At 48.6% G+C, this 17,986-nt stretch carries 17 protein-coding genes and 1 tRNA gene; 6 read left to right on the top strand and 12 right to left on the bottom strand.

Annotated elements, in window-relative coordinates; all coding sequences use genetic code 11:
• The first annotated feature begins 55 nt into the window (after positions 1-55).
• Genes L0B52_RS07165 through L0B52_RS07155 form a run of 3 tightly spaced genes read left to right on the top strand, consistent with a single transcriptional unit; the run spans position 56 to position 2,763 of the window.
• On the top strand, positions 56-1,174 hold the full coding sequence (locus L0B52_RS07165; RefSeq protein WP_235064048.1) for a M23 family metallopeptidase: 1,119 nt from the start codon (positions 56-58) through the stop codon (positions 1,172-1,174).
• Positions 1,171-2,253: an anhydro-N-acetylmuramic acid kinase gene (locus L0B52_RS07160; RefSeq protein ID WP_235064047.1), complete on the top strand. Its 1,083-nt coding sequence runs from the start codon at positions 1,171-1,173 to the stop codon at positions 2,251-2,253. Before L0B52_RS07165 ends, L0B52_RS07160 begins: the two co-directional genes overlap by 4 nt.
• Before the next feature lie 9 nt (positions 2,254-2,262).
• Positions 2,263-2,763, top strand: a complete 501-nt coding sequence (locus L0B52_RS07155; protein WP_235064046.1) for a dihydrofolate reductase — start codon at positions 2,263-2,265, stop codon at positions 2,761-2,763.
• A gap of 10 nt (positions 2,764-2,773) precedes the next feature.
• Here the strand turns inward: L0B52_RS07155 and L0B52_RS07150 are convergent, their stop codons facing one another.
• The 3 genes from L0B52_RS07150 to L0B52_RS07140 all read right to left on the bottom strand — a co-directional run bounded on the left by L0B52_RS07150 (position 2,774) and on the right by L0B52_RS07140 (position 4,711).
• A complete protein-coding gene (locus tag L0B52_RS07150; protein ID WP_235064045.1) occupies positions 2,774-3,121 on the bottom strand; it encodes a 5-carboxymethyl-2-hydroxymuconate Delta-isomerase in 348 nt (115 codons plus the stop codon).
• A gap of 9 nt (positions 3,122-3,130) precedes the next feature.
• Positions 3,131-3,505: a DsrE family protein gene (locus L0B52_RS07145; protein ID WP_235064044.1), complete on the bottom strand. Its 375-nt coding sequence runs from the start codon at positions 3,503-3,505 to the stop codon at positions 3,131-3,133.
• A gap of 75 nt (positions 3,506-3,580) precedes the next feature.
• Entirely contained in the window at positions 3,581-4,711 is a 1,131-nt protein-coding gene (locus tag L0B52_RS07140; RefSeq protein WP_235064043.1) for a glycerate kinase, read from the bottom strand.
• 117 nt (positions 4,712-4,828) lie between these two features.
• Between L0B52_RS07140 and L0B52_RS07135 the strand changes: the two genes are divergently transcribed.
• From L0B52_RS07135 to L0B52_RS07125, 3 genes are all read left to right on the top strand, one after another.
• Positions 4,829-5,020, top strand: coding sequence for a DUF2892 domain-containing protein (locus L0B52_RS07135; protein ID WP_235064042.1), 192 nt, complete (start codon positions 4,829-4,831; stop codon positions 5,018-5,020).
• 50 nt (positions 5,021-5,070) lie between these two features.
• The gene (locus tag L0B52_RS07130; RefSeq protein WP_235064041.1) at positions 5,071-5,388 is read left to right on the top strand and encodes a helix-turn-helix transcriptional regulator; all 318 of its coding nucleotides are present in this window, start codon (positions 5,071-5,073) and stop codon (positions 5,386-5,388) included.
• Positions 5,389-5,647: 259 nt separating this feature from the next.
• Positions 5,648-7,822: a malate synthase G gene (locus tag L0B52_RS07125; RefSeq protein ID WP_235064040.1), complete on the top strand. Its 2,175-nt coding sequence runs from the start codon at positions 5,648-5,650 to the stop codon at positions 7,820-7,822.
• Between the two features lie 103 nt (positions 7,823-7,925).
• Here L0B52_RS07125 and L0B52_RS07120 read toward each other — a convergent pair whose 3' ends face one another.
• From L0B52_RS07120 to clpX, 9 genes are all read right to left on the bottom strand, one after another.
• Positions 7,926-9,518: a DUF945 family protein gene (locus L0B52_RS07120; protein ID WP_235064039.1), complete on the bottom strand. Its 1,593-nt coding sequence runs from the start codon at positions 9,516-9,518 to the stop codon at positions 7,926-7,928.
• 171 nt (positions 9,519-9,689) lie between these two features.
• Positions 9,690-11,270, bottom strand: a complete 1,581-nt coding sequence (locus tag L0B52_RS07115; RefSeq protein WP_235064038.1) for a DUF945 family protein — start codon at positions 11,268-11,270, stop codon at positions 9,690-9,692.
• 61 nt (positions 11,271-11,331) lie between these two features.
• On the bottom strand, positions 11,332-11,958 hold the full coding sequence (locus L0B52_RS07110; RefSeq protein WP_311195333.1) for a pseudouridine synthase: 627 nt from the start codon (positions 11,956-11,958) through the stop codon (positions 11,332-11,334).
• A complete protein-coding gene (locus L0B52_RS07105; protein WP_235064037.1) occupies positions 11,951-12,946 on the bottom strand; it encodes an NAD(P)H-dependent glycerol-3-phosphate dehydrogenase in 996 nt (331 codons plus the stop codon). Before L0B52_RS07105 ends, L0B52_RS07110 begins: the two co-directional genes overlap by 8 nt.
• 1 nt (position 12,947) lies before the next feature.
• Positions 12,948-13,433 carry a protein-export chaperone SecB gene (secB, locus tag L0B52_RS07100; RefSeq protein WP_235064036.1) on the bottom strand — a complete coding sequence of 162 codons (486 nt, stop codon included), beginning with the start codon at positions 13,431-13,433 and terminating at the stop codon, positions 12,948-12,950.
• 99 nt (positions 13,434-13,532) lie between these two features.
• Positions 13,533-13,619 (bottom strand) — tRNA-Leu (locus L0B52_RS07095).
• Between the two features lie 133 nt (positions 13,620-13,752).
• On the bottom strand, positions 13,753-14,025 hold the full coding sequence (locus L0B52_RS07090) for an HU family DNA-binding protein (RefSeq protein WP_235064035.1): 273 nt from the start codon (positions 14,023-14,025) through the stop codon (positions 13,753-13,755).
• A gap of 249 nt (positions 14,026-14,274) precedes the next feature.
• Entirely contained in the window at positions 14,275-16,680 is a 2,406-nt protein-coding gene (lon, locus tag L0B52_RS07085; RefSeq protein WP_235064034.1) for an endopeptidase La, read from the bottom strand.
• Positions 16,681-16,688: 8 nt separating this feature from the next.
• The gene (gene clpX / locus L0B52_RS07080) at positions 16,689-17,984 is read right to left on the bottom strand and encodes an ATP-dependent protease ATP-binding subunit ClpX (RefSeq protein WP_235064033.1); all 1,296 of its coding nucleotides are present in this window, start codon (positions 17,982-17,984) and stop codon (positions 16,689-16,691) included.
• Between the last annotated feature and the right edge of the window lie 2 nt (positions 17,985-17,986).

Below are 17,986 nucleotides of genomic sequence, written 5' to 3'. Positions count from 1 at the left end.
TGCGTTCCTTGGTTAAAATCGTTACAATGTCACGTTCATTTTAATCACAACCGGCATGCCTCATAATAAAAATACCGACCGCGCCGTCAAACGCATCCTACCTTGGGTGGCTTTGCTCGGCATCAGCGCTTTAGTCGTTTTTTGGTATGCGCCTGTTTGGTTTGGCGCAGCGTCAGAAAGCGAGAGTAGTCGTGATGAAAGCGCCTATGATACCGCAAGCGGGGAAGACTTCCCAACCTCTGATACGCAATTTGGCGAGTCCAGTCCACCCGAGACAGATCAGCTCGATAACGAACACATCACTGGCTCTGATCCAGAAGGCAAACCAGATCAATCAGGTGCCAAATCCGGGTCGCCAGAAAACCAACCGCTGCAAGGCTTTGTTAAAGCACAGCGCACCTTTACCAACGCCAATAATTTTTGGAACGCCATTTCTAACAGCGATTTTAACCCGGCGCTGGTCGAGCAATTAGTGGATTTAAAAAAGCGCTTAGCACAAAGTGGGCTAAGCTCTGTAGACGTACTGTATTCAGATTATTACGATCAAGGTAAACCCAGCGCAGAGAACAGCAAAATCCTCATGGTGCGAGGCAATGCCAGCGGCAAAGGTTGGACGTTTTATGCCTACGAACGCAACGGCAAAATCTTTTTTTATGATGAATACGGTGATGCCCCTGAACCGTCGATGGATCGTACGCCTATTCAATATACCCGTATCTCTTCGCCCTACAACCCAAACCGTCGCCACCCGATCACCGGACGCATTCGCGCACACGAAGGCGTCGATTTGAAACAGGCCTACGGCACACCAGTCAAAACAACCGGCAATGGCGTCGTAACCTTTGCTGGCGCGCAGCGTGGCTATGGTCGCTTAATCATCATTCATCACGCCAATGGCTACGAAACTCGCTACGCCCATCTATCAGCGATTGGCGTCAAAAAAGGACAGCAAGTCAAACGTGGTGAGGTGATCGGTAAATTAGGCAACTCCGGTATCTCAACCGGTGCTCATGTGCATTATGAAGTCCGTATTAACGGTGTAGCGCAAAACCCGATGAAGGTTAAGCTCCCCTCGTACAATCCGCTGCCGCGAGATTATATGCAGACCTGGCAGTTCCGCACCGCGCAATATCGTGAAGAAATGGGCAAATTGCGCCAAAAAAGCACGATATGAGCACCCCTCAATACTTCATCGGCATCATGAGTGGCACCAGCTTAGACGGTGCGGACAGTGCCTTGATGTGTGTCGACGATCAAGGCTGGCATTATCTCGCCCACCATGAAGAACCGATGCCTGCTGATTTAGCGCTTGCTTTCGCTTCGCTGAACCAGCCAGGCGATAATGAATTGCAGCGAAGCGCGCTGGCAACTGATCGATTGATGCGCTTATACGCACAAAGCGTTCGTGCCCTACTGGCTAAAACACAACTTAGGGCTGATGACATTCGCGCCATTGGTATTCATGGACAAACGGTCCGCCATTGCCCGAACCACGAACCAGCTTACACCATCCAACTCGCCAACCCAGCATTGCTCGCCGAGTTGTGTGGCATTGATGTGATCGCTGATTTTCGCCAACGCGATATCGCAGCCGGTGGTCAAGGCGCCCCGCTTGCCCCATTATTTCAGCGTGATGTGCTACAGATTCAACAAGGCTGTGTGGTCAATATTGGCGGCATTGCCAACCTGTCGATCTATCAGCCTGATGGCGTGTTTGGTTTTGACAGCGGACCCGGTAATGGTTTGCTCGATGCCTGGATTGGCGCACAGCTCGGTAAATCGTATGATGAACACGGTGCTTGGGCTGCCAGCGGGCGTATTTTAGAGCCATTATGTGAGCGCTTACTCGCGGATGCGTATTTCGCGAAAACACCACCAAAAAGCAGCGGCCGCGATTATTTTGATTTATCTTGGCTACACAGGCATCTTAGCGGTGATGAGGCTGCTGAAGATGTGCAACGCACGCTGTTAGAACTCACCGCGCGCAGCATTTGTGACGCCGTCAAAGCACACAGCGCCGCTAAAGACGTCATACTGACCGGCGGTGGCGTGCGTAACCCTCTATTAGTTTCCACGATTGCCGAGCAGCTTGGTCCAAGCCATCAGCTGATTGATTGTCCGATTGACCCACAAGCAATCGAAGCCGCCGGATTTGCATGGCTCGCCGAAGCTTTTCTACGTCAGCATGCGCATGATTTATCCACGATTACTGGCGGCAAAAAACGCGTCCTCGGCGCGCTGTACCCCGCTTAAGGAGCATTGATGAAACGCCCAGAAATTAGCCTGATTGTCGCACAAAGCAACAACCGCGTGATCGGTCGTAACAACACCATGCCATGGCACCTGCCCAAAGACCTCAAATGGTTCAAAAGCCAAACTGAGCAGCATGCGATTGTCATGGGCAGCAACACTTACCGTTCCATAGGCCGCGCCCTACCCAAGCGACGCAATATTGTGATCAGTAGTGCACCAGCAGCGGAGTTTCCTGATGCTGAAGTGGTGCGCAGCCTGGATGAGGCGATCGCGCTGCTTAGCGAAGAAGCACGGATTTTTATCATCGGCGGCGCGCAGCTTTATGAAAGTGCCATTGAGCGCGCCGACAGCTTGGTGGTTACCCATATCGATACCACGATTGACGATGGCGACCGGTTTTTCCCAGCGATTGATCCAAATGTCTGGCATTGCACGAGCGAAGAATCCACTCCAGCTGATGAGGCCAACCCGTATCATTTGCGTTTTTGCACCTATCGCCGCATCAAATAACACGCAGAGCTCAGGCGTAGGTATTTTGTCGGTAGGTTTGCTGGTTAATCTCTACAGGATTGACACTAACTGATAATGGGGTGCCAAACGTTGTGAGCAGCGCTGCTTCAATCGCCTGGGCAAACGCTTCACGCTGCGCCTCATCACGTCCAGCGAATAAGTACGCCTGTACGTGCACAAACGGCACATCGGCTTCACCACCAACCAGCGCCTCATCATAAGCAATAGCGCGCACACGAATGCTCGGCTCTTTAAATAAGGCTGTACCCAATACGGCCTGATGTAGCGCCTCACAAACCTGTTTGATACTGGTGCGCGATTCAAGCGATCGCGCATATTCAATAATACAATGTGGCATAACTGTCCTTTAAGTGAGCTGTAAGCTGCCCTTAGCGTTCATCAACAAATCAATCACATCATCAGCGGTAATCACCACAAAACGTGAATCAATTTCCTCTTTATGCACGCTATTATGCTGCATACACGCAGAACACACCACCACTTGCCCACCATCAGCTAAAAACGCTTCCAGCAGCGCTTTTGCCGGTTCAAAAGGTGCGCCAATATCGATCCCCTCTAACGCATTTTCGCGCGCTAAATAAACCCCATCAACCATCAACATCACCGTTGCAGAATGGCCTTTTTTCAACGCTTGTACGCCCATCTTGAACGCTACAGTGATCTTATTCGGGTTCGAATGATCATCAAACAGTGTGCTGACATAATCGGTGTATTTAAGCATAGCGGACCCCTTTATTCATGAAAAACTGATGTATGATTGTAACGTAAATCCTTGCTGTGCGTTTGAAGAACGCCATCACCCAAACCGCTGTAATAAACGCGCGAGCTGTTTCGCTGTACGCCTTAAGTTAGCTGGACCTTGCTGCAACAACGCTTTAGGCTCGGTATGTTGCGCAATGATCGGAAGAATCGCTGTATAACCCGCTTGATCAAGCACCATATTATCCGCATCTAATACCCCACAGAGCGCAATCACTGGCGCACCGTGACGCTGGGCAATCTCTAGTACCCCATGTGGTACTTTTCCACCAGCCGTTTGTCCGTCCATACGCCCCTCACCGGTAATCACTAAATCCGCTTGGGCAATCGCTTGCTCTAACCCGACCGCTTCAGCGACCAATGCCACCCCGCTACATATGTCCGCTTGTAGATACGCGCATAAGGCAAAGCCCAAACCACCTGCCGCACCAGCACCCGCCTGCTGATCAAAGCCATAGCCTACATGATCAGCGCTTAATTGCGCAAAATGGCTTAACGCCTGATCGAGCAGTACGATATCTTGATCACTAGCACCTTTTTGCCGCGCAAATACAGCGCTTGCCCCACGTTTACCAGTAAGCGGATGATCCACATCACAAGCCACAGTAAAATGTGCTTCATGCAAAGCACGATGTTGTCCTTGCGCGTCGATGTGCGCCAGCTTAGCCAAAGCTACACCACCTGGGGGCAATAGCTGATCGTGCGTATCGTAAAACCGCCAGCCAAGCGCTGAAAGCATGCCAACGCCACCATCATTGGTCGCACTCCCGCCGAGACCAATCATAATCTGACGACAGCCTTGATCTAGGGCATCAGCAATAAGCTCCCCTACGCCATAGGTATCAGTATAAAGCGGGTTGCGCTCATCCATCTTAAGTAAATGCAGCCCTGCTGCTGTGGCCATTTCAATCACAGCACACCCATCATCAAGCAAGACATAGCGAGCGCGAATAGGACGACGCAAAGGATCACACACAGTAATTTCACGCCATCTTCCGCCCAGTGCGTCTAATAAGGTTTGCGCGGTTCCCTCGCCACCATCAGCCATCGGGTAACAGTGAATATTGGCCTCCGGAAAACCTTCAGCAAAACCTTGTGTTATGGCTTGCGCTGCCTCGACAGCACGCATGCTTTCTTTAAATGAATCTGGCGCAATGACAACGTTCATAAGATCAATCACTTATTAAAATTCATGAATTTATTTTTCTTGACTTTAATGGCTGTTAAATATTATATTGATGAAATATGACGTATTTATTACATCATAACCTGACAGGAGGTTCCTATGAAAAAGAACGTAGGTCAAATTGATCGGATCATCCGTATTGTCATTGGCGCATTATTAATCATCTTAGCACTCGCTGGTGTCATTGGTTGGTGGGGTTATCTTGGCGTCATCCCTTTAGCCACAGGTCTCACTTCCTTCTGCGCGCTTTATTCATTACTCGGCATCAACACCTGCAAGATCAAAAAGTAACATCCATATAACCAAAGGCTCTTGGAGCAGAATGAACAAGGATAACAAATATGGATGATTTATTTGAAAAATGTGGTGAGGCAACCTTCTTTTTGAAGTTGATTGCTAATGAAAATCGACTCGCGGTGTTGTGTTCTTTGCATGATCAACAACGCAATGTCTCGCAATTAAGCGAATTGGTGGGTATACCACAAGCCGCGATGTCAGGCCAACTCGCCAAGCTTCGCGAAGCGGGCCTGGTTGATTGCACTGTAAACCACCGTGAGCGCCTGTATTTTATTGCCGATGAGCGGGTCAGAGACATTATCGGCTTATTGCATGATTTATTTTGCGACCAGGCGAGTGAGGCTAAGCGACATATTGCCTAAATGGCGACCCCATCCCCTTTAGACATTCAATTCAGCGCGCCATAACGCCTATCTCAGCGCTTCACTGCGTACACAACCAGCTTAGGCTAGCCCACAAAGTGCACTCGTCTTTTGAGCCTCAATCTTCGACGGTGAAAATACATCTTTTAACCCCCTATTTATCCATAAATTCAATTTATACAATCTATAGTGCGCGTTGATAATGGTTATATAACATCTATGCTAAGATGAAAATCTCCCTCTTATTTAAGGCACGATCATGACGCAATACATCACAGCTAGCGAACTACAAATCGAACAAACGCTTTATCGGTTCATTGAAGAGACCGTGCTTGCTGAGCATCCTAAGCTGAACAGCGCAGTATTTTGGCCCGGTTTTAAGCAATTACTGAGTGAATTCACACCACGCAATCAGGCGTTACTCGAAAAGCGCGAGGCGTTACAGCGCCAATTAGATGATTGGCATCAAGCCCATCCGGGGCGTATTGAAGATCTCTCTGCTTACCAAGCATTTCTGCGTGAGATTGGTTATCTGGTTGAAGAGCCCGAAGCCTTTGTCATCAGCACCGAAAACATCGATCGTGAAATTGCCGAACAAGCCGGTCCACAACTGGTGGTACCAATCATGAATGCTCGCTATGCTTTGAATGCCGCCAATGCACGCTGGGGATCGCTCTATGACGCCCTTTATGGCACAGACGCCATAGATCAATCGGGGGATTTGGCGCCTGGCAATGCCTACAACCCTAAGCGTGGCGATGCTGTGATTGCTTTTGCCCGCGATGTGCTCGATCAAAGCCTGCCGTTAGTTGAAGGTTCGCATCATGACGCTGTCGCTTACCGTGTAAATGATGGCGCATTGGAAGTCACGCTTAAAGATGATAGCCGGCAAGGTTTAAACAACCCTGATTTATTGATCGGTTATAACGGCGAACCCTATGCCCCATCATCGCTGCTGTTTCTCCACAATGGCCTGCATATTGACTTGCTGATTGATAAAAACAGCGCCATTGGCAAACAAGACCCTGCCGGGGTTAAAGACATCATTATGGAAGCCGCGCTATCCACGATTATGGACTGTGAGGATTCGGTTGCCGCAGTCGATGGTGAGGATAAAGCGCTGGTGTACGGTAATTGGCTCGGACTGATGAATGGTACGCTCACCGAAGAAGTCGCCAAAGGCGGTCAAACATTCACCCGCCGCATGAATCCTGATCGTGAATATACGCGCGCCGATGGTTCAGGCACCCTGACCCTTGCTGGTCGCTCGCTGATGTTTATTCGTAACGTGGGTCATTTAATGACTACCCCGGCAATACTCGATAAAAACGGCAATGAAATTCCTGAAGGGATTTTAGACGCAGTAATGACCGCATTGATTGCCCCGTTTGACCTAAAGCGTACCGAGAATAAAAACAGCCGTAGTGGCAGCGTGTATATCGTTAAGCCCAAAATGCACGGACCAGAAGAAGTTACCTTTGCCAACGATCTATTTGCTGCTGCAGAGGATCTAGCAGGGCTTGCGCGTAATACCCTGAAAATGGGGGTCATGGACGAGGAGCGCCGTACGACAGTTAACCTGAGAGCGTGCATTCATGCGGCACGTGAGCGTTTGGTGTTCATCAACACCGGCTTTTTAGACCGTACGGGTGATGAAATCCACAGCGCGATGCAAGCTGGTGCGATGATTCGCAAAGGTGATATGAAATCGAGCGCTTGGCTCGGCGCGTATGAGGCCAACAATGTGCAGGCAGGACTGGCCTGTGGCCTGCCTGGCAAAGCACAAATTGGTAAAGGGATGTGGGCGGCACCCGATTTGATGGCCGATATGCTCAAGCAAAAAATTGCGCACCCACAATCGGGCGCAACCACTGCCTGGGTACCCTCACCTACTGGCGCTACCTTACACGCTTTGCATTATCATCAGGTCAATGTTTTTGCGCGCCAACAAGCGATTAAAGCAGCCGGCTTTGTCGCCACCTTGGACGATATTCTCACTGTTCCAGTGGCTACAAACACCAACTGGTCAGCCGAAGAAATTCAACAAGAATTGGATAACAACTGCCAAGGGCTGCTCGGCTATGTGGTGCGTTGGGTAGAACAAGGCGTTGGCTGTTCTAAAGTCCCGGATATTCATGATGTTGGTTTAATGGAAGACCGCGCTACGCTGCGCATTTCCAGTCAGCATCTCTGTAACTGGTTAAGCCATGGTGTGATTGATAAAGCGCAAATTCGCGCCACCCTTGAGCGGATGGCCAAAGTCGTTGATGAACAAAACGCAGGGGATCCGGCTTATGTGCCGATGAGCAGCCGTTTTGATCAATCTCCGGCTTTCCAGGCCGCCTGCGACCTGATCTTTAAAGGCGAGAATCAGCCTTCGGGTTATACTGAACCGCTCCTGCACCACTGGCGTCGTGTGGCCAAAGCGCATTAACACTTATCTGCCTCACCCTGAGACTAAAGATTTACGAATCGTGAACACAAAAAAGCTGGGCTAAACCCAGCTTTTTTAGGTGATGTTCAAAGGTAACCGTCGATTACCTTTGCGGTAATGGAATCGCATTGCCATTAAGCTTAATGCCATCACCTTTGCTTTCAAGATGAATGCTATAGGTACCACCTTCTTGAACAACATAACCCACCGTCATCGCCATCATATCGCGTAAACCAAGTGCATCAATAATGTCTTGCGACACGCTCCCTTTCAGGTCGAAGTTAATGCTTTTCTCAAGTAGTGAGATAAATAGCCCCGGACCTTCTGCTTCAGTAGCGTCTTTCCATGCCTGCACATCGGAGACCGCATCTTTTTTGACTGTCACATCGCTAGCAAACGTTGCTGATCCTTGATCGGTATCGATACCCAGCTTAATCTGAAGCGCACCCTCGGTACGCGCCAAATCGCTAAGCAAGGTTTGTAACGCCGTTTTAAAGGCTTCCTCACCATCTTCAGCCGCTAAAAGGCCAAAGTTATTCATCTCTTGATAAGCATCCGCACTAATCCGCTGCGTTGTGCCTGAGAATGTGATCGTATTGACCTGTAAATTAGGCAGTTGCGTGAGGCTACTGAAGCTTTCTGCATCAAGGTCAACAACAAGCTCTGATTCTGTATTATAAAGCGCGTTTTCTTTAGTGATGTCATAGCTGAAGTCAACGCTATTAGCGATAAATGCTTTATCGTAAATGAGGTCTTGGATAGATACGTTTTCAGCACGATAATGCTGTTTTCCAGTAAATGTGGCAATATCTTTATCAAAGAATACTTCACTACCTTCACCCGTAATGCTATCAATATTGAACAGCATATCCTCGTATGCATCAGTTACGGCTAAGGTGAGGGTTGAAGCGGCAAAAGTTAAATCACCGTCTTTGGTCAACGTTATATCGCTGGTAAAAGGCTCTAAAGTTAGGGTATCACGTTGTACATCTATCACTTCCCCCTGATCCACCTCGTACTCATTAACCACCGACAGTTTCTTCACATCAAGATGCGCAGCGCCCGCAGCATATAAAATATCGGCTTCATTGCCAGAGCTATCAAACGTCAGCCCCTGAAAATCGATGGTCTCCCCATCTTCGCTAACGTTAAATGGCTTCACCGCAATGTGGTTGGTATATTCCCCTTCTGGCAGCAATTGACTTTGGATGTCAACATATTCCAAGGCTTCTTTGAGTGTATTGAGGTCTTCATCATCAATATCTGCCAACTGCTGAAATGCTTCATCAGTCACCAAGGTCGTTTTGATATCAGCGATCACATCTTGGCTCAATAGATCATCGTTATAGGCAATGTCATTATCAAGATTCAACGTGATGACCTTAGGGATGTCTCCGTTTTTAACAACCACTGGGTTGAACTCAAGCGTCAGCGTCGTCATGGCTTTTGCGCCACTTTCATTACGTTCATAACTGGTGACTTCATGGCTCACGCGCTCAACCATAGCCTCTGAGCCAAGTATCAAATCATAATATTCACTATTAAGCTTGATGAGGTTATTAAAGCGCGATTCCACAGTGCTTGCGAGCGCTTCCTGCTCCATACTGATTGCTGCAGCCGCCGGCTGAATCAATAAAGGCACACTAACGCTTCCCAGAGCCAGGGCAATCGCTAAAGTGAGATGTCGAATAGGCATAAGTAGTCTCCAGTTGACGATTTATAGACGCTATTATAGCTTGATTTTTCACCATAACTGCTAAAAGGCGAAATAATCGTCTCTTCACAATGAAGTACTTAGCAAGCCTAGTGCATAAAAAAAGCTGGGCAAACCCAGCTTTTTTGTTTGATGATCAAAAGCGATCGTCGATTACATTTGCGGCATTGGGATGGCATTGCCATTCAACTTAATGCCATCGCCTTTGCTTTCAAGATGAATGCTATAGGTATCGCCTTCTTTGACAACATAGCCAGTGGCCATACCCATCATCTCGCCTAAACCAACCGCATTGATAATGTCCTGTGGTACTTCCCCTTTAAGGTCGAAGTCGATACTTTTCTCGAGCAATGAGATAAAGACGCCAGGACCCGCTTCAGCAAAGGCATCTTTCCATGCTTGCACATCAGTGACCGCGTCTTTCTTGACTTTAACATCGCCAGCAAAGGTCGCTGATCCTTGATCAGTATCAACATTAACGTTCACCTGCACAGCGCCTTCAGTGTGTGCTAAATCAGTCAGTACGGTTTGCAACATCGTATCAACCGCAGCGTCATTATTTTCAGCCGCCAACACACTGAATCGATTCATTGCACGGTAGGCATCCGCGCTAATACGCTGTGTATCGGCTGAAAACGACACCGTATCCACCTTCAAATTAGGTAGCTGCATGAGTTTAGCGAAACTCTCTGCATCAAGGTCAAAAACAAGCCCTGATTCAGTGTTGTATAACTCGTCTTTTTTATAGATATCATGACTGACTTCAGCGCTATTCGCGATAAGTGCTATATCGCCAGCAAGATTCTTAATGCTTAAGTTTTCCGCTTGATAATGCTGTTTCCCGGTAAAGGCAGAGATGGCTTTATCAAAGAAGACCTCACTACCTTCACCGGTAATGCTATCAATATTGACCACCATATCGTTGTATTCATCGGTTAAGGTGAGTGTCGAAGACTCAAACGATAAATCACCGTCTTTTGTCAGGGTTAAATCGCTGGTAAAGGGATCGAGGGTTAAGGTCTCGGTTTGCGGATCAGAACCATCTGCTGCTTCGTATTCGTTAACCACTGTCAGCTTCTTCATATCAAGATGCATAGAGCCAGCGGCACTGGCGATATCCGCCTCATTACCTGAGTTCTCGACAGTCAGGCCTTGGAAATCAACTTTTTTGCCATCTTCTTCAACGTTAAACGGCTTCACTTCAACGTGGTTAGTGTATTTACCTTCTGGCAGCAATTGGCTGTTGATATCAACATTCTCCAACGCATCTTGTAGCTTATTGAGATCTTCATCATCAATATCTGCCATTTGTTGCAACCCTTCATCAGTGACCAAAGTGGTTTTGATGTTTGCGATCACATCTTGACCCAATAACTCATCGTTATAAGCGATGTTATTGTCAAAATTCAAGGTGATCGTTTTAGGCACGTCTTGGCCTTTAAACGCTACACGGTTAAGGTCGATATTCAGAGCAGTCGTCGCAGTCGCTCCTGCTTCACCACGCTCATAGCCAGTCACCTCATAACTCATACGCTTAACCATCGGACTCGCGCCAACGACAAGGTTGAACCACTCACTATTAAGGTTAATGATGTTATTAAAGCGCGATTCTACCGTATTGGCGAGCTCTTCCTGCTCCATGCTGATTGCCGCTGCTGCTGGCTGAATCAACAATGGTGCGCTAACAGTCCCCAAACCTAAGGCAATCGCTAAAGATAAATTTCGAACATGCATAGCTACTCTCCGGTTGCGATTAATAATAGCCATTATAGCTTATCTTTTTCATAATGATAGGTTAGAACGGTGTGGGCGCATATAAGTTCAGCAACTCCCCTTCCGGTGTATAGAGGCTAAGCGCCGCTGCATGCAGCAATAATCGAGGGCGAGCTGGATGATTACCATCATATAATTCATCGCCAAGTATTGGATATCCTAAGGCGCTGAGGTGCACGCGCAGCTGATGAGAGCGGCCGGTATATGGGTGTAAGCGCACGCGCGTACCCTCTGGTTGATAGCAAACCACCTGATAATCGGTTTGTGCGGGCTTACCGTGCTCATAACAGACTTTCTGTTTTGGACGATTGGGCCAATCACCAATCAACGGCAAATCGATAACCCCATGATGAGGCCACAAACGCCCATGGGTAATCGCAAAATAGGTTTTTTGCACCAGGCGCGCTTCGAACTGCCGTTTATAATGCCGTTCAGCAACTTTGTGTTTAGCAACCAGCATCAATCCTGATGTACTCATATCCAAACGATGGATAGCGTTAGCCCCTGGAAAACGCTTGGCGACGCGTGTTTGCACACTATCGAATTTATCCTCACCACGTCCGGGCACAGACAACAGCCCTGCGGGCTTATCGACCGCAACAATCGCACTATCTTCATAGATTACGCTGAGCGGCGCGCTTTCAGGCATGTTCTGTTTTAATCTCGCGTTTTAACATGCTCGCAAAAGCCTGTTCGATGTTCGCCTTGCCACTTAAGATGGCGTGTACATGTTGGGTAATCGGCATACGGATATGGTGCTGCTCGGCAAGTACCCAAGTATCAAACGTTGCCCCTTCACCTTCAACCACCTGACCAATGTCAGCCTTGGCCTGTGCAGGGGTTAACCCTTGACCCAAAGCCAAGCCAAAACGACGATTGCGTGATTGGTTATCGGTTGCCGTAAGCACTAAATCACCCATGCCTGCCAAACCGCTCATCGTTTCAACCTCACCACCGAGCGCTACAGCCAAACGGCTAATTTCGCGCAAACCTCGAGTAATCAATGCTGCACGTGCATTCGCCCCACAGCCAATCCCATCGGCAATTCCGGTGGCAATCGCAATCACATTTTTCACCGCCCCGGCAATTTGCACACCGATCAAATCGGTGCTGGTGTAGCACAAAAACGCCGAGCCATGAAAAAAGCCAGCAAACGATTCAGCGAGTGTCGCATCAGGTGCGGCAATCGTTACAGCAGTTGGTTGGTTAGCCGCCACTTCGCGGGCAAAGCTTGGTCCAGCAAGCATCGCATGCGGATGCTGCTGGCCAATGATTTCGGCAAATACATCGCTCAATAAACGACCGGTATTTGCCTCAAATCCTTTAATCGCCCACATCAACGGGCGCTCGGCCAAATGCGGTTTAATCGCACGCAACAAATCGGCAAACGCGTGCGACGGGACTACCACCAGCACCATCTCACTGCCGGTAATAGTTTCAGCTAATTGATCGCTCAACGCGAGGTTGTCAGGAAAGGCAATGCCCGGCAAATACCGGGCATTCATTCGCTCAGCATCAAGTGCTGCGATATGTTCGCTGTGGTGGCCCCACAGCGTCACCTGATGGTTATTGCGTGCCAGCTGTAACGCCAGTGCTGTTCCCCAGCTACCCGCGCCCAACACCGCAACACGTGCCATCTTAGTTGAGGTCTTCAGGATCAGCTGGTGCTGCTTCCTGAGTTTTTTGTTGGGCTTCTTGCTGCAATTTTTGTTGGAATAGCCCTTCAAAATTGACTGGTTGTAAGAACAGCGATGGGAAGCCGGCACGGTTGATCGCAGAAGAGACCACTTCGCGTGCGTAAGGGTAAAGCAAAGTAGTGCAATAGACGTTCAACGCGTGACGCAATTGCATCTCTTCTAAACCAGCAATTTCAAAGATCCCACTTTGTGCGACTTCAACCAAATAGATTACTTTATCACCGCTTTTCGCAGTCACGGTTAAGCTGAGTTTTACTTCGTAGAAGTGCTCCGGCGGCAACTTTTGGTTTTCAAAAGCCACATTAAAGCTGATTTCAGGGTTCAATTCTTCATTGAAAATCTCCGGTGCACCCGGAACTTCCACCGATAAATCACCGACAAATAATTTACGAACTTCCAACGTTACTTGTGGTTTTTCGTCGCTCATGGGTTCTCCTTATCAAGGGTTTAAAACGCCACAAAGTATACCATTGTTGGCGCCATTGCGCAGCGGCTTTATATAAAGGAGGAAGGAGTATAAGAAGGATGGTGCCGAAGGAGAGACTCGAACTCTCAAGGTGTTACCACCGGCGGATTTTGAATCCGCTGCGTCTACCAGTTCCGCCACTTCGGCATAAAGTGCAGAAGGCGCATTATACGCAGATAAGGCTTTGTTGCAAGCGTTTTTTAGCTTTTTTAACGGCCTGAATTTAGGGCATAAAAAAAGCGGCTGTTGGGAAAGCCGCTTTTTTGCTCACTGCGTGCGCTTAGTTCAACGCATCTTTGAGTTTTTTACCCGCTTTGAATGCAGGAGTCGTGCTCGCAGCAATTTTGATCGTTTTACCGGTTTGTGGGTTACGACCAGTGCGCGCAGAACGCTCACGCGCTTCAAATGTCCCAAAACCAATCAAAGTGACTTTATCGCCTTTCTTCAAGGTGTCGGTAACACCATCGATGAATGCATTCAGAGCTTTTGCTGCTTGCGCCTTCGTGATATCAGCAGAATCAGCGATTGCGTCGACCATTTCTGTTTTATTCATAATATTGACTTACCTTCTTCGTTGAATGTTGAGGAATGAGAAACACAAGATTGGCTTCTTCGGTTAAAATTTATACAGGCCAAACGCGGCGCTGTCAAACTATTTTTTTACTTCAAGCGCTTAGCAGCGCGGCTTTTTGGCGATTTGCTCACAAAGTGCACTTTATGCTTATTTATTAAGCTTATGAAATCATTGTACTATTCTTTTATGCCTCTCAACCGTTACAGCATAGCGGCTCTGTAACGGCGATTAGCAATGTTTATCGGACAATGGCGCGGCTGGAGGGCGTGATACCGGCAAAGGTATGCCTTGTCTTTGCGCAATCCGCTCATTAAGTGGCAACTGACTGCCCTCAAGCGCGTGATCAAACACCTCTTCAACCTCTTGTACTGGGATGATCTTAAGCGCTTCTTTAACCTCATCAGGAATCTCACGCAAGTCCTTAACGTTTTCTTGCGGAATAAGCACCGTACGAATCCCCCCACGCACCGCAGCGAGTAATTTCTCTTTCAGCCCACCGATTGCCAGCACCCGACCATGCAAGGTAATCTCACCGGTCATCGCCACATCGCCGCGTACTGGAATCTGGGTGAGCGCAGAAATCAACGCTGTGGCCATACCAATACCAGCGCTAGGGCCATCTTTCGGTGTTGCCCCTTCCGGTAAGTGCATGTGGATGTCATGGTCGTTAAAACGGAACGTTGGATCAGCACGATCAATCACCCCACGCACCACAGACAATGCAGCATGCACCGATTCTTTCATCACATCACCCATTTGCCCGGTAAGATTGAGTTTTCCTTTACCTGAAAATACTGCCGTTTCAATTTGTAATAGCTCGCCACCGACTGAAGTCCATGCTAACCCCGTCACACTACCAATCTTATCAGCCAAATCTTCTGCGTTACGACGATATTTCGCCACCCCAAGGAAATCCTCAAGATTCTCACTCGTCACGTCAATACGCTTCACCTTAGGATCGAGCAAGCGACGCACGCTTTTTCGCGCCAGTTTACCCAGCTCACGCTCTAAATTACGCACCCCAGCTTCACGGGTATAGTTCTCAATAATCTCTTCAATGACGCCATCGGCGAGTAAGAACTCTTTTTTGCTTAATGTGTTGTCTTTCATTTGCCGCGGCACAATGTAGCGTTCAGCGATTTCACGCTTTTCCTTTGTGGTATAGCCTGGCAGGCGAATAACTTCCATACGATCGAGCAACGGACTTGGGATGTTGAGTGTGTTCGCGGTTGCAATAAACAACACTTTGCTCAAATCGACCTCAAGCTCTAAGAAATGATCGTTAAAGGTATGGTTTTGCGCCGGATCGAGCACCTCTAGCAGTGCAGCGGCCGGATCACCGCGGTGATCCATGCCAATTTTGTCGATCTCATCGAGCAAAATCACCGGATTATTCGTACCCAACTTACTCAGCTTCTGTACGATTTTGCCGGGCAATGCGCCGATATAGGTACGACGATGCCCGCGAATTTCCGCCTCATCACGCAACCCACCGAGGGCAATCCGCTCAAAATCACGACCGGTAGCTTCCGCAATCGATTTACCCAAGGACGTTTTACCCACCCCTGGCGGGCCAACCAAACAAATAATCGGGCCTTTATTTTTGCCTTTGCTGCGCTTTTGTACCGCTAAATACTCAATAATACGTTCTTTAACATCTTCCAGGCCGTAGTGATCACGCTCCAAGACTTTTTCGGCACGCTCAATATTGTATTGCGCACGCTTTTTCTTCGACCAAGGAAAATCAATCAGCCATTCCAGGTAGCCGCGTATCACGGTTGCTTCAGCAGACATTGGCGACATCTGCTGGAGTTTTCTCAGTTCTTTAAACGCCTTTTCTTCAGCATGTGGCGCCATTCGTGCATCAACGATATCGGCTTCCAACTGCTCAAGGTCATTGCTCGCCTCATCCATATCGCCAAGCTCTTTTTGGATGGCTTTGATTTGCTCATTTAAGTAATACTCGCGCTGGTTGTGCTCCATTTGCTGCTTGACCCGCTTACGAATCGACGCATCAAGCTCCGATTTTTCTAGTTCTTTAGCCAGCAATACCTGCACCTGATGCAAGCGTTTACCGATATCAAGCGTCGCCAATAGCTCAACGCGCTCACCCATATCAAGATCGATATGGGCGGTAATGCTATCAGCCACCCGTCCGGCGTGATCAAGCTCACGCAGCGTTTCAATCAGCTCATCGGCACCTTTATCGCTCACTTTGAGATACTCAGTAAACTGATCGATTGCGGTCGCAATCATCGCTAGCAGCTCATTATGATCGCTGTTATTTTCTTCTTTGAGCTCAACCACCTCTGCTTGTATGCACGGCTTCGCCTGAGTAAAGCGCGTCACACTAACCCGTTTTAGGCCTTCCACAAGCACTTTCACTGTCCCATCGCTCAGTTTTGCCATCTGCACAATGCGGCCAACGGTGGCGACGGTGTGCAAATCATCACAGCTCGGTTCACGTTTTTTCGCATCCAACTGCGGCACAAGCAGTAATTCTTGCGCGTTATCCATCGCCTCATCAAGCGCGGCGATCGATTTCTCACGCCCGACAAACAGCGGGATAATCACATGTGGATAGACCACTACATCACGCAGTGGTAAAACAGGATAAGTGGTTGCTTTACTCATAGTTCCTCTTAGGCAGCACGCTTAACCAATTCGGGTGCGCGGCCATCATTAATCGTGTGTTCATCGACGATCACTGTCGCGATATTTTCTAAATCTGGCAACTCGAACATCGTATCGAGCAAGGTTTGCTCAACAATCGAACGCAGCCCACGCGCGCCGGTTTTACGCGCAATCGCTTTCTTCGCCACCGCTTTGAGCGCCTCATCAGTAAATTGCAGATCGATCTCTTCATAACCAAACATCGTTTGGAACTGGCGGACAATCGCATTTTTCGGTTCAGTTAAAATCCGTACCAAGGCTTCTTGATCCAAGGTTTCCAGCAACGCAGTAATTGGCAGGCGACCGACAAACTCTGGGATCAAGCCAAATTTAACCAAATCTTCCGGCTCGAGTGCGTGCAATAGTCGGCTGTCTTCCAGACCGGCCGCTGATTTACTGCGTACCTGCGCGCCAAAGCCAATACCGCCTTGATCGGTGCGCTGAGCGATAATCGTATCGAGACCGGCAAACGCGCCCGCACAAATAAATAAAATATTGCTGGTATCAACCTGAGTAAGCTCTTGCTGCGGATGTTTACGTCCACCTTGTGGTGGCACCCCAACGACCGTACCCTCAATGAGTTTCAGCAGCGCCTGTTGCACGCCTTCACCGGATACATCGCGGGTGATCGAAGCGTTATCGCTTTTGCGGGCAATCTTATCGATTTCATCGATATAGATAATGCCACGCTCGGCTTTAGACACATCGTGATCGCAATTGAGCAACAGTTTCTGCACGATCGTTTCCACGTCTTCACCAACATAGCCGGCTTCGGTTAGGGCGGTGGCATCAGCGATCGCAAACGGCACATCCAAACGCCGCGCGAGCGTTTGCGCGAGTAGCGTTTTCCCCGAACCGGTTGAACCAATCATCAAAATATTACTTTTGTTGATCTCGACGCCGTCATCAGCTTGCCCAGCGCCTTGTTCATCGCGAATCCGCAGGCGCTTGTAATGGTTATAAACCGCAACCGCCAACGCTTTTTTCGCTGGATCTTGACCAATCACATAATCATCAAGAAAATGTTTGATTTCGCTCGGTGTCGGTAAGCGTTGTGGTGCTTCGTCTTTAGCATCGGTTTGTGTGTCGTCAGTCGCGACTTCTTCATCCTGCGAATCTTCTTCCTCGACCATCACGCCGAGTAAATGTGCGCACGCCTCAACGCATTCATCACAAATCATCGCGCCGTCTTCGGCAGAAATTAAGCGCTTAACTTCAGCTTCTTTACGGCCACAAAATGAGCATTTTGATGCTTGATTGCTCATAA

The organism is Suttonella sp. R2A3 (genome assembly GCF_021513215.1).
Taxonomy (GTDB): Bacteria; Pseudomonadota; Gammaproteobacteria; order Cardiobacteriales; family Cardiobacteriaceae; genus JAHUUI01.
The sequence above is the reverse complement of the archived record's forward strand: the minus strand, read 5'-3'. Positions and strand labels throughout refer to the sequence as shown.

Coding starts and splice junctions, on each gene's coding strand:
- secB (WP_235064036.1), bottom strand. CDS start 13,433: ATGAGCGACGAAAAACCACAAGTAACGTTGGAAGTTCGTAAATTATTT.
- L0B52_RS07120 (WP_235064039.1), bottom strand. CDS start 9,518: ATGCCTATTCGACATCTCACTTTAGCGATTGCCCTGGCTCTGGGAAGC.
- L0B52_RS07140 (WP_235064043.1), bottom strand. CDS start 4,711: ATGAACGTTGTCATTGCGCCAGATTCATTTAAAGAAAGCATGCGTGCT.
- L0B52_RS07145 (WP_235064044.1), bottom strand. CDS start 3,505: ATGCTTAAATACACCGATTATGTCAGCACACTGTTTGATGATCATTCG.
- L0B52_RS07090 (WP_235064035.1), bottom strand. CDS start 14,025: ATGAATAAAACAGAAATGGTCGACGCAATCGCTGATTCTGCTGATATC.
- L0B52_RS07105 (WP_235064037.1), bottom strand. CDS start 12,946: ATGGCACGTGTTGCGGTGTTGGGCGCGGGTAGCTGGGGAACAGCACTG.
- L0B52_RS07110 (WP_311195333.1), bottom strand. CDS start 11,958: ATGCCTGAAAGCGCGCCGCTCAGCGTAATCTATGAAGATAGTGCGATT.
- L0B52_RS07155 (WP_235064046.1), top strand. CDS start 2,263: ATGAAACGCCCAGAAATTAGCCTGATTGTCGCACAAAGCAACAACCGC.
- L0B52_RS07135 (WP_235064042.1), top strand. CDS start 4,829: ATGAAAAAGAACGTAGGTCAAATTGATCGGATCATCCGTATTGTCATT.
- clpX (WP_235064033.1), bottom strand. CDS start 17,984: ATGAGCAATCAAGCATCAAAATGCTCATTTTGTGGCCGTAAAGAAGCT.
- L0B52_RS07150 (WP_235064045.1), bottom strand. CDS start 3,121: ATGCCACATTGTATTATTGAATATGCGCGATCGCTTGAATCGCGCACC.
- L0B52_RS07160 (WP_235064047.1), top strand. CDS start 1,171: ATGAGCACCCCTCAATACTTCATCGGCATCATGAGTGGCACCAGCTTA.
- L0B52_RS07115 (WP_235064038.1), bottom strand. CDS start 11,270: ATGCATGTTCGAAATTTATCTTTAGCGATTGCCTTAGGTTTGGGGACT.
- lon (WP_235064034.1), bottom strand. CDS start 16,680: ATGAGTAAAGCAACCACTTATCCTGTTTTACCACTGCGTGATGTAGTG.
- L0B52_RS07130 (WP_235064041.1), top strand. CDS start 5,071: ATGGATGATTTATTTGAAAAATGTGGTGAGGCAACCTTCTTTTTGAAG.
- L0B52_RS07125 (WP_235064040.1), top strand. CDS start 5,648: ATGACGCAATACATCACAGCTAGCGAACTACAAATCGAACAAACGCTT.
- L0B52_RS07165 (WP_235064048.1), top strand. CDS start 56: ATGCCTCATAATAAAAATACCGACCGCGCCGTCAAACGCATCCTACCT.